The sequence below is a fragment of the Microcystis sp. genome (assembly GCF_048564745.1).
Taxonomy (GTDB): domain Bacteria; phylum Cyanobacteriota; class Cyanobacteriia; order Cyanobacteriales; family Microcystaceae; genus Microcystis; species Microcystis ichthyoblabe_A.
The window spans coordinates 64,368-75,231 of the sequence record NZ_JBLZRT010000045.1; the positions used below are offsets into that span (position 1 = coordinate 64,368).

At 41.8% G+C, this 10,864-nt stretch carries 11 protein-coding genes; 5 read left to right on the forward strand and 6 right to left on the reverse strand.

All coding sequences use genetic code 11. The annotated features are described in order from the left end of the window. The first annotated feature begins 7 nt into the window (after nt 1–7). On the forward strand, nt 8–538 hold the full coding sequence (locus ACOCD9_RS07415) for a universal stress protein (protein ID WP_419546938.1): 531 nt from the start codon (nt 8–10) through the stop codon (nt 536–538). On the opposite strand, the gene ACOCD9_RS07420 is transcribed toward ACOCD9_RS07415, so the two are convergent. Together ACOCD9_RS07420 and sppA are read right to left on the reverse strand one after the other, a co-directional pair. Continuing rightward, a complete protein-coding gene (locus ACOCD9_RS07420; protein WP_419546951.1) occupies nt 528–2,687 on the reverse strand; it encodes a ComEC/Rec2 family competence protein in 2,160 nt (719 codons plus the stop codon). The genes ACOCD9_RS07415 and ACOCD9_RS07420 overlap by 11 nt on opposite strands. A 53-nt stretch (nt 2,688–2,740) precedes the next feature. Next, on the reverse strand, nt 2,741–4,552 hold the full coding sequence (sppA, locus tag ACOCD9_RS07425; protein ID WP_419546940.1) for a signal peptide peptidase SppA: 1,812 nt from the start codon (nt 4,550–4,552) through the stop codon (nt 2,741–2,743). A 170-nt stretch (nt 4,553–4,722) separates the two neighbouring features. On the opposite strand from sppA, the gene ACOCD9_RS07430 reads away from it, so the two are divergent. The 3 genes from ACOCD9_RS07430 to obgE are packed head-to-tail and all read left to right on the forward strand — an operon-like array spanning nt 4,723 to nt 6,481. Then, on the forward strand, nt 4,723–4,944 hold the full coding sequence (locus tag ACOCD9_RS07430; RefSeq protein WP_150978015.1) for a hypothetical protein: 222 nt from the start codon (nt 4,723–4,725) through the stop codon (nt 4,942–4,944). Beyond that, nucleotides 4,941–5,408, forward strand: coding sequence for a type II toxin-antitoxin system VapC family toxin (locus ACOCD9_RS07435; protein WP_419546941.1), 468 nt, complete (start codon nt 4,941–4,943; stop codon nt 5,406–5,408). The genes ACOCD9_RS07430 and ACOCD9_RS07435 overlap by 4 nt, the downstream gene beginning before the upstream one ends. 44 nt (nt 5,409–5,452) lie before the next feature. Next, nucleotides 5,453–6,481, forward strand: a complete 1,029-nt coding sequence (gene obgE, locus ACOCD9_RS07440; protein ID WP_419546943.1) for a GTPase ObgE — start codon at nt 5,453–5,455, stop codon at nt 6,479–6,481. Nucleotides 6,482–6,490: 9 nt separating this feature from the next. Here obgE and ACOCD9_RS07445 read toward each other — a convergent pair whose 3' ends face one another. The 4 genes from ACOCD9_RS07445 to ACOCD9_RS07460 form a co-directional block, all read right to left on the reverse strand. Continuing rightward, a complete protein-coding gene (locus ACOCD9_RS07445; protein ID WP_024970856.1) occupies nt 6,491–6,856 on the reverse strand; it encodes a KH domain-containing protein in 366 nt (121 codons plus the stop codon). Then, nucleotides 6,849–7,097 carry a 30S ribosomal protein S16 gene (gene rpsP / locus ACOCD9_RS07450; protein WP_002780060.1) on the reverse strand — a complete coding sequence of 83 codons (249 nt, stop codon included), beginning with the start codon at nt 7,095–7,097 and terminating at the stop codon, nt 6,849–6,851. The genes ACOCD9_RS07445 and rpsP overlap by 8 nt, the downstream gene beginning before the upstream one ends. A 194-nt stretch (nt 7,098–7,291) precedes the next feature. After that, nucleotides 7,292–8,368: a dTDP-glucose 4,6-dehydratase gene (gene rfbB, locus ACOCD9_RS07455; protein ID WP_002801907.1), complete on the reverse strand. Its 1,077-nt coding sequence runs from the start codon at nt 8,366–8,368 to the stop codon at nt 7,292–7,294. Between the two features lie 46 nt (nt 8,369–8,414). Continuing rightward, a complete protein-coding gene (locus tag ACOCD9_RS07460) occupies nt 8,415–9,341 on the reverse strand; it encodes a cation diffusion facilitator family transporter (RefSeq protein WP_419546945.1) in 927 nt (308 codons plus the stop codon). Nucleotides 9,342–10,014: 673 nt separating this feature from the next. Between ACOCD9_RS07460 and ACOCD9_RS07465 the strand changes: the two genes are divergently transcribed. Further along, the gene (locus ACOCD9_RS07465) at nt 10,015–10,776 is read left to right on the forward strand and encodes a glycosyltransferase (protein ID WP_419546946.1); all 762 of its coding nucleotides are present in this window, start codon (nt 10,015–10,017) and stop codon (nt 10,774–10,776) included. The last annotated feature ends 88 nt before the right edge of the window (nt 10,777–10,864 follow it).

The window sequence follows — 10,864 nt, forward strand, 5'->3', positions numbered from 1 at the left end:
TAATTCTATGAATAATACGGAAACACTCTCAGTCGATCGGGATACCAACAAACTCTATAATAAAATTCTCGTAGCTGTGGATTATCAAGATGTCACTCCAGAGGTGTTGAATGCGGCCATCCTCTTAGCAAAAACCTACGCTAGTGAGTTGCGGATTATTTATAGTCTGTCTAAACCTTTGATTCCCTACACGGAAACTTTTATTTATGGTAATCTGATCGGTTATGGTGGTGGTTATCCCCCCGATATGATCGCCTTAGAACAACAAATCACCGAAGAAATGCAGGCGGAATTACAAGCTTGGTTAAACAGTTTAGTTGATCGAGCTAAGGAAGATAATATCACAGCCCAGGCTGATTATTATATCGGTGATCCGGGCCAGAAAATTTGTCAAGTTGCCCAGCAAGAGGGGATAGATTTAATTATTGTTGGTCGTCACGGTCGATCGGGTTTATCTGAGTTAATCTTAGGTAGTGTCAGTAATTATGTGGTACATCATGCTCCCTGTTCAGTTTTGGTAGTACATATCACTCATTAATTAGAAAGGGTTGAAATCCATTTTTTGCTGTCCATTGAATCGCTCCATCTCTCCCGGTCCAGTAAGTCTTAATCCTAGCCTTTCTCAGTTGATTTCTGGCATTACGGGAGAGATTGTTAGTGATAGCGATCGCTGTTTGTGGTCGAATGGACTCTAACCATTGTTTATCCAGATTGCTTCCCTGCCATAATAACACTAGGGGGTTGAGTTTTTGGGATAAATTAACGGGAATTTTCGGGTTGACAATCCAGAGCCAGGATTGATTTTTTACCTGAAATTTAAATAAATTTTTCTCGAGCAATTGTCCAGTAATTTCACCAAGATTAAATTTTTCTAACTGGGATAAATTAATAGTTTTTTTGATCGGTATGTCCTCACTTATAGTTGAGAATTGCGCCGAATTATTGACGGTTATTGCTCCTTGTATTTGATTGATTCCCTCCTGTCGCAAAAAGGGTAAAACTGTATAACGTGCTGTGGCAGGTTCTTCCCCATTAATTAAGAGAGTATTTCCTCGATTTTGAATAATTATTACCGGTTGCGATTTGGTGGCTAAAACTGTCACCTGAGTTAAAGTAAAATGCTGATAAATAATCGGTATTAAAATTACAGCGAGGATAAATAACCCGATTAAATGCCACCGTTGACGAAACCAGAGATTAAAGCAGATTAAGGTAAGGCAAATATAAATAATTAACATCACTCCTAAAGATAATTTACCTGTGGAGTAGGTACTAAAAGGAAGCCGACTAAAAAAGGTGGTAATTTGCAGTAATAACTCTAGAGGGTAATAGAGAATACTAGCGCCGATACTGCCCAAAGGGGGATAAATTAAGCCTAAAAAAGCAGTAAAAACTCCTCCTAAACTAATTAGGGTAATTAGGGGAGTTGTGATAATATTAATGGGTATATTATAAAGAGTGATCGAGTTAAACGTAAACATTAATAAAGGCATAGTCCAGAGAGTGGCAGCTAGACTAATAGCTATAGGTTCAGCGATTAAATTAGGGAAATAGTCAATTTTATTTTTCAGTAAAGGAACGGTAATAATTAATCCCAAAGTTGCCAAAAAACTTAACTGAAATCCTAAATCCCAAATCCAGAGAGGTTGCCATAATAATAGAATTGTAGCCGCTAGTAACAGGGAACCTAAACTATTAACTTGTCGATTATAAAGCAGACCGATTAATGCCCCAATTCCCATCAAAATCGCCCGCAGAACTGAAGGTTGTAACCCTGTTAAAGTTCCGTAAATTATTAAGATAGTAAGGGCAATAATAAACTGTTTTTTAGGGGATAAATTGCGAGTAATAGTTAAAACAAATCCCAACAAAATAGCCACATGAAAGCCAGAAGCTGCTAAAATGTGAGCCAATCCAGTTTTAATAAATAAATCGGTGATTTTTGCTGGCAAATTAACCGCTTGTCGTCCGAGAGTAATTGAACTTAATAAAGTGCCTTTTTCTTGCCCTAGTCCTTGAATTTGTGCCTCAACAATGCGCTGACGAATCTGCCAAACTCCCCAAGTCGGTGACTTTTTATCAATAATTATCTCCCCTTTTAAACCAGCAAAAGCACCCCGACGCGCTAGATAACTAGCAAAGTCAAAAGCATTGGGATTATTGGCACGACGGGGACGATAAAGTAATCCTTTAACTGTTATTTCTTGTCCGGGATAAACCTGATTTTCTGCTAGATTGGGGAGAGTAACGTAGAGTTTACCCTCGGATTTTTTTGTGGGTAAATTCCTAAGGCTAAATTCCTTTACTTCTAACCAAAATTGTAAATTTTCTCGGCGATTGAGACGAATTTCTGATCTAATACTGCCCGTGATTTTAATAGAGTTAACCACATTATTTTTTAAAAGATGACTGATATCGTTTGCGCTGGGGTAAGGAGTGCGAATTTCCAGATAAACAACGGCAAATATAGCTATTAATCCCGCTATCAGCCAAATTTTTTTCGGGGGACTTTGCCACCAAAAACGACGGATAAAAATTGTCGTTAAGAGGGTAATTAAACCAAGAATAACAATTCTAATTACCACTTCTTGCCATCGGTTTAACCAGGGACTAAAATCTACCAGACCTGTAGATAACAATCCCAAAATATAGGCTAAACCAAGAATAACGCTATTAGGGCGATTCATAGAAATTTTTGTCAAAGAATTTCAGAATTAGGGAGCATTATTTTTACCTAATATTAGCGAAAATCGAGATTAAAAAGTAACTTAGCATAAACACTATGGGGATCGTTAAATGTAGGTAACTTCAATAATTCCTGCTGAAAATTTTGCCATTCCTGCGTCAAAGGGTGATTATTTTTAGTGAGAGGAGGAAGATAGGTTTGCAAGAAATTAGAAAAAAGTTCTTCTTGCCAACTTTGCGATCGAGGATATTCTTTAATACTCCAATCATCCCCTAATTTAGCTGTTTTGGCTGCGTATTGCACGGCCGTTTCTAGACCACCAATTTGATCAACTAAACCAATTTTAACCGCATCTTTTCCCGTCCACACGCGACCTTGGGCCACACTTCTAACCTTGTCTGATGATAATTTTCGCCCCTGGGCCACCGTCTCGATAAATAAATCATAAAACTGATTAACTGACCCCTGATAAATTTCTAATTCTTGGGGATTTTTCGGTCTAGTAATAGTAGATATATCGGCTAATTGTCCAGTTTTCACCGTATCCCAATCGATGCCATTATTATTAGCAATCTTCTGGATATTTAACAATAATCCAAACACACCTATCGAACCAGTAATTGTATCATTATCAGCAAAAATTCTTTGACCCCCCATGGCGATCCAATAACCCCCAGAAGCTGCCACATCACCCATAGAAATAATTACTGGTTTTTTCGCATCTAAACGCTTAATTTCCCGCAGAATCACCTCAGAAGCGGTGGCACTTCCCCCCGGACTATTAATTCTCAAAACTACCGCTTTCACCTCCTCCTTCTCCTGTAATTTTCGCAGTTCCTTCGCCAATTTATCCCCACCAATTTCCCCTCTATCTCCCTGACCTTCTACGATTGTCCCTTCTGCATAAACTATCGCTATTTGATTGCTACTATCTTCCTCCTCATCAAGAGAACTAGCATAATTAGCTAAAGAAATTTGCGAAAAAGAGCCAGAATTTTCCTCCTCATTAGTTTTATTTTTTGCTTCTCCTGTCAACTCCTTGGCCAAAACAATTACGCGATCTAAATAGGCAACTTCATCGACAAAACCCGCCTTTTTCGCCGTGGTTGCTTCCAGAATACCTTGAGTATTAGAAATAGTTTGCACCTGTTGGGGGGTTAAATTGCGACTTTTGGCCACTGTGGAACTATAATTAGACCAAATTGTATCGAGTAGGGTTTGCAGCTGCTGACGATTCTGGACACTTAAATCCTGACGCGTATAGGGTTCCACTGCACCTTTAAAAGAACCCACTTTTACCACTTGTACCCCCACACCATACTTTTCTAGTGCATCGGCAAAAAAGGTTTGTTGACTACTTAAACCATTAATTTCCATTCTCCCCACGGGATTAATAATGACCTTTTCAGCAACGGAAGCAAGATAATATTCCTTTTCCGTCCATTCCATATCGTAGGCGATAATTTTTTTACCTGATTGGCGAAAATTTGCCAAAGCTTGCCGCACTTCCGTCAGGGTAGCATAGCCATATTCACCGACAGTGCCGCGACCGTAGAGTAACAGACCGACAATATTATCATCAAGGGTGGCCTTTTCGATCGCCGCTATCACCTGTCGCAAATTTAAAGTGGTCGTACTCTCACCGGTCAAACTATCGGCTAAACTGGAACTAGGGGGAGCATCGCTGATATTGGTGGCCAAGTTAAAAACTAAGACCGATTTTTCCTTAACTGAGGAGCTATCGCTAGAAATAAGCAAGGAAAGCAGTAAAAATGCTAATCCTCCCACACCTAAGACCGAAAATGCCAATAATCCCAATAAAGTTCCCAAGCAACTAGCGAAAGTTTGTTTAAAAAACTGGCCCATCGGTTTTCATCTGCTACTAATTATCCTGTTTCCTATTGTAGGGATTCCCCGCCCAGAAACAAGTTTTTTCTTTCCGAACAAATGTACTAAAAACCTTGGAGATAGTGACTGGAGTTGTGAAGTGTCAAGGGATCGGCTAAGATTGTGATAGATAATTTCCAGTAAAAGAGATGAATCAATTAAAACCCAAACTTGTCAATTATCCAGATTGGGATCGAAAAGAACAAATTAAACGAAATCGTTCGGCTTTGGCTATCTTAGAACAAAGACGACAAAAACGGTCACAAATAACCGATGAGCAAGACCAAGAAATTTCCCAGTGTTTGCTCAATTTTCAGACCGCGATTGATAATGCTCGTCCTTTGGGTTCAAAGCTTTATAGCCAAGGATGATTGTCTTTATCGATTCGGGGGTTTTGGGTTTATTAACTCATCCTAAAAAACCTGGTAAACCAGCTGACTGCGAAGACTGGCTTTATTCACTTTTGTCTAAAGGCGTTTATGTAGTTAGTTCCGATATCTGTGATTATGAAGTCAGCAGAAGCCTATTATTAGAATCGGTCAAAAAAAATTCCTTTAATAGCCTAGATAATCTTAATGAATTACGCAATGTCATTGATTTTTTAAATTTAGATACCGAGGTGATGTTAGCAGCGTCACAAATTTGGGTAGAAACTCGAAAGATTGGCAAACAAACGGCTGATAATTACAATATTGACGTAGATATTATTATTGTTGCTCATTGGCAGTTATTAAAAAAACAATATCCGAGTCGTTATCTAGTCATCGCTACTACTAATGTCAAACATTTTCAAGGATTTGCAGAAGCTTTAAATTGGCAAGATATTAACCTATAACAGCTTTAAGCTTGATCATTTTTTCACTTTAACTACTTAATCTTATGCAGTTTATTGATCGCGCCGAAATAGAAGTGGAAGGGGGTAAGGGAGGTGATGGAATTGTCGCTTTCCGTCGGGAAAAATACGTCCCCGCCGGCGGTCCGGCCGGAGGTAATGGGGGAAAAGGTGGTTCGGTGATTTTTGTGGCGACTCAGAACCTGCAAACCCTGCTAGATTTCCAGTATAGTCGCTATTTTAAGGCCGATGACGGCAAACGGGGCGGCCCTAACAACTGCACCGGGGCCAACGGTACCGATCGCATTATTAAAGTTCCCTGTGGTACAGTGGTTTACGATCTCGATAGCGAGGAAATTATCGGCGATTTGGTCACTCCCGAACAGACTTTAATCGTGGCTGCCGGGGGAAAAGGGGGATTAGGCAACCGCCACTTTTTAAGCAATAATAATCGCGCACCCGAATACGCTTTACCCGGTTTAGACGGGGAAAAACGCCATTTACGCCTAGAATTGAAGTTATTAGCGGAAGTGGGCATTATCGGGCTGCCCAATGCGGGAAAATCCACCCTAATCTCGGCCGTTTCCTCTGCTCGTCCCAAAATCGCCGATTATCCCTTTACGACTCTCATTCCTAACTTGGGAGTGGTACGCAAACCCACGGGAGATGGGACGGTATTCGCCGATATTCCTGGATTAATCGAGGGAGCGCACCTAGGAATCGGCTTAGGACACGAATTTTTGCGCCACATCGAACGCACACGCCTGTTAATTCATCTTGTCTCCTTGACAGCAGAAAACCCGATCGCCGATTATCAAATTATTCAAGGGGAATTAGCCGCCTATGGTCGGGAATTGGAAAAGCGATCGCAAATACTGGTTTTCAACAAAATTGATGCTGTGGACGAGGAAACGATAGATAACTACCAAAAGCAGTTTGCTAAAATAACCAATGCCGAGATTTTGACTATTTCCGCCGTAACAGGAGCCGGATTAACGACTTTACTCGCCAAAGTTTGGCAGCAATTAGAGCAACTGGAGAGGGTCGAGGTTGAAACCCCTTCCCTGTTTTCCTAAAATCGCTCGTTAGTTGTTGAGCTGCCGGGGTGCGGGTGGTCGGCGATTGCTCGGTCTTCTTTCCGTACCTTCAAAGTTACCATTAGAACGACGGGTGCGGCGCTGTTCGCCTTCATTTTCGGCCGCATAGACTTCTAGATAAAGAGAGCGACCCGCACTCGCGGCCGCCATTTCTAGGGTAGTTCTAATCGCCTGTAAATTACGTCCTCCCCGGCCGTAAACTTTGCCTTTATCGGCATCATCGAAGGCTACACGCACCCAAAGACGTTCATTTTCCTTACAGCGCTCGATATCCAATCTCAGACTGGCTGGATCTTCCAAAAACGGCTCGATCATAAATTTCACCAGTTCGAGATAATTGGGGGTACTAGGCATTGATTTTCTCGAAAATTTTCTGTTTGGTGAGAATGCCGCGCACGGTGTCCGTCGGTTGCGCACCTTGTTGTAAGCGTCGGATAATCCCTTCTTCATCCAGACGTACTTCATCGGTGCGGGGATTGTAAAATCCTAACTCCTCTAGGGGACGACCATCGCGACGACTGGTGCTAACGGCCGCAACGATACGATAACTGGCTTCGCGTTTTTTACCAAAGCGTTTTAGACGTAATTTGATCATGGTTACTCAAAAATTCTCCTTTCCGATTCTAACTCATCCAGGCGGTATTTCCACAAGTGGCGATCGAGGGAACGGTGGGCAGCCTTTCGATATTATTGAAAATAACGCCGATATCTTAATAGTGAGGTACAAGGTTTGAGGGTGTTAGTTTTGGCTAACACACCCAAAATTAAGATTAAAGTTTTTACCCCTCTCTAACCGTAAACTTTCCCATAATACTCTTGATATTCTTTGGATAACAAAGGTTGCCACCAATCCCGATGATCGAGATACCATTGAATGGTTTTTCTTAATCCCCCCTCTACGGTTTCTTGAGGTTGCCAACCTAATTCGGTGCGAATTTTACTGGCATCAATAGCATACCGGCGATCGTGTCCAGGGCGATCCTTGACAAAAGTAATTAAATTCTGAGCAGGTTTCACGGGTAAATCGGGAGCTAATTCATCCATTAACTCACATAACATCCTGACTAAATCGATATTTTTGACCTCATTATTTCCGCCAATATTATAGGTTTCTCCCACTTTTCCCTTGTGAATAACTGTATCTAAAGCTTGACAATGATCCCGCACATATAACCAATCTCGAACATTTTGACCATCACCATAAACGGGTAAAGGTTTACCCAAAAGAATATTAATACACATCAAAGGAATTAACTTTTCTGGGAAATGGTAGGAACCATAATTATTAGAGCAATTAGTAATAATTGTCGGCATTCCGTAGGTATGAAAATAAGCTCTCGCTAGATGATCACTCCCCGCTTTTGAGGCAGAATAGGGACTATTAGGAGCATAGGGAGTAGTTTCGGTAAAAGCCGGATCATCTACTCCTAAACTGCCATAAACCTCATCGGTGGAAACGTGCAGAAAACGATAGTTATCGGGTTGATGATTACTTAACCAATGTTGCCGAAAACTTTCTAATAGAGTAAAAGTTCCCACCACATTAGTCTGCACAAAAGCCCCAGGTCCAAGAATCGATCGATCCACATGGGATTCGGCGGCAAAATGGGCAACTGTATCGATATTTTCACCAGCAAATAATTGATCAACTAAAGCTCGATCGCAGATATCCCCTTGCAGAAAACGAAAATTCTTTCTATCTTTCAGTGTCGCTAAATTATTCAAATTACCCGCATAGGTAAGAGCATCGAGAACAATGACACGATCCTCAGGATAATTCTCGCACCAATGATGAACAAAATTCGAGCCGATAAATCCCGCTCCACCAGTAATTACTATGTTTCTAGCTTGATTTTCTGTCGCCATGGCCACCTCTAGCAAAAGTTTGCTACTTATTTTAGGCTTTTTTGCTTCACACTTCTTCATCAAAAGTGATCTGATCGGAACGATAATCCGGCGGTTCAACGTGAATTAAAATTCTCACAGGGCTAAATTGTTGGGTTAATCTTGCTTCTACCGCTTCCGTGATTGCGTGAGCAGTTTCCACATCTTCAGCGGAGACAACTAGGTGCATTTCTATAAATACCTGTCTTCCCACCACTCCCCGAGATGCGATCGCATGACAATTAAGCACCCCCGGCACCTCCATGACAATTTGATGAATCACTTCAGGAGCGATCGCCATTTCATCCACTAACAAAGGTAAATTCTCCATCAGGACTTTCCAACCACTGCTAAACACCAAAAAAGCGACGGGAAAGGACAAAATCACATCTAACCATTGTAATTGGGGAATATTAGCCGTATTGCCCACCCAAACCCCGACTAAACCCAATAAAACCGTAATTGTCACCCACACGTCACTCATGGTATGACGAGCATCGGCAATCAAAATCGCACTACCGACACGCTGCCCCACCGATCTTTCATAATAGGTGACAAAAATATTCACCCCTAAAACGATAATTAATAGCCATAACTCAGGACCTGCAATCTCGACGGGTTTGCCTCCTTTGATAATACTCATGACCGCCCCTTGCAAGATTTCAAAACAGGCAATCCCCAAAAATGCGGCGATCGCTAAAGCTCCGATCGCTTCGTATTTCAGATGTCCGTAGGGATGATCTCGATCTGGATAGGGAGAGGAAAACCGCATCGCTACTAATCCCAAGACATTATTGGCACTATCGGTGACACTATGGAGAGCATCCGCTTGCAGACTTAAAGCACCAATCCTCAAACCCACCCCCGCTTTGATCGCCATAACCAAAATGTTCAGCAGTAGGGTGATCCAGAGAACTTTTTGGACGGTAGCCCGATTATCTTTTAAAACAGCCACAGGATTATCAGTTATCAGTTATCAGTATTAATTTTCCCACTCCTATCTCCGTTTTTTTCCTTTTTACTTTTGGCTCTTCTAGAGTACTGGACAGTGCAAAGTTCTTGCCGGGGGGAAATCTGACTATCCCCAGGATGATCAGGCTCAAATTTTGGCTAAAGTCGAAGCCTTTGAAGGTTTTGTTACTCTCAATGCCCTTGGTTTGCTCCCAGTTCTCAGTTTAGAATTGCCTAAGACCATTTAGGCAGACTTCCCTGGCTGGTTCGCACTCTTCCCCGCCATGGCTTGCCTAGCGAGCGGATTGCTCTACTCGCCCTGCAACACCCTCGCCCAAGCCTTTTTCCCGCAAAGCCCACCCAGTCTACTTTTGCCTAAATTACTCGCCGCCAAACCCGACCCCATCCCCAATCCTGATCCGCTGGACTTAGCCCCATAACCGTTACTCGATTCCACCACTCTAAACTTCGTACTCTCCAGGAACGAAGAGCCAGATTAAAAAACCTAGAAATCAGATTTTAGGATGGGAAACAAGTTGAATATCGATTTTACTTCTTTTGAATTCCCACTCTTGACCTCTCAGCCTTCCAATCTTCCAGAAATTTTCCTTGTTGCCGGAGAACTATGATACAATGGCATCAAAAAATAGAGGAAAAATTTTTTTATCATGGACAAGGTGTCAACACCAAGCCTATCAATTGTTATTCCCACTAGAGAAGGATTCGCTGACCACTGGTTTAATGCGCTGACCGAGGTCAAGGGAGAAGTAGAATTTATCTTGGTTCATCCACCAGAAGCACCTAAGTATCCCACGTCCGACCCCAGGGTACAGCAAATAGTCAGTCCCTTGCGGGGAGAAATTATTCAAAGAATTAGTGGATTGATGAATGGGACAGTACCTTACACACTAACCATTAATTGTGATGAGTTTCTTCATCCCGATATCTTGACCATGGTTCTACAGTATTTCCAGCGATTTCCAGATAGCTGGGTGATGAGACTCTGTACTAAGCGATTTCAGTATGGGGAAACAAAAGAACTGACCGCTCCCTGGCAACCGCTGCCCCGGATAGAAGAGCTGCCAGTGTGGGATAAAAGCTCCAAAAATCAGGATATCCCCGCTCAAAGTGGCTACTTAAAGGAAATTCCCATCGTTCCTTTTGACAAAAGAAAGTTAGATTTGATGTGCTTTGTGCGCGAAAGAAAAGATCATCACGGCCCTCATACTGAAAATTTTGATAAAAAAGTCTGGCTCACTCAAATGGTACAGGCAACCTGCAAAGATATCGTTAGTTTGTTACCATTAATGGGTCCGTTTAGGTATATTCCATTTTGGTGTTTAGATCGTCTTTTGGGTTTATTTATTCGGCTCTACCGAACCTGTTATGCAAAACTATCAACAACTCATGCTTGTAAAGCTTGTACAATAGGGCTTTGAGTTTTTGTTAGATTGATATTTATCAACTTTAGAGCATTGCTGGACAGAGAGGGAGCTTGGGGAATTTTCTACAGTGTAAGTTCGGAAG